Genomic DNA, 448 nt, shown 5'->3' on the forward strand with positions numbered 1-448 from the left:
ATCGAACGGAGCATCCTGCATGAAATTCTAAATAAGTAGATTTGTAGTGAGATAGGTTAGAGATATAACATTAAAAATTCATATTGAAAAGGAGAATAAAAACATGATCTCAGAAGCAGCGTTAAAATGGTTACCTGGTAGATTTGAACAATTAATCCGTTACGGTGAATTCCAAGGCCCTGGTGAAACAATTACGAACGAAGAATACAAAGCACGCGTTGAGCTTGCTCATCAAAAGATCGAGGAAGAGGGTTTGGATGCCCTAATCGTATTCGGTGATTGCTACCGTATGTCGAACATCCGCTGGCTAGTAAATTACCGTACGATCGATGGTGTGTATCCGCAGCCGATGTTAATGTACTTGGTGCCTGGACGCGATCCTGTCTTCTTCCTTCCAAGCAGCGAAATTCCATCCGCACACGGCAGTTCTGCGATGAGTGTGTTGGGC

General features: G+C 43.3%; 1 protein-coding gene. It reads left to right on the plus strand.

All coding sequences use genetic code 11. The features are described 5' to 3' along the window. Positions 1-103 precede the first annotated feature (103 nt). Positions 104-448: aminopeptidase P family N-terminal domain-containing protein (locus AAHB12_RS31345; RefSeq protein ID WP_342048952.1), on the plus strand; the 345-nt coding region annotated here is incomplete at its 3' end.

This window comes from Bacillus sp. OTU530, assembly GCF_038440375.1.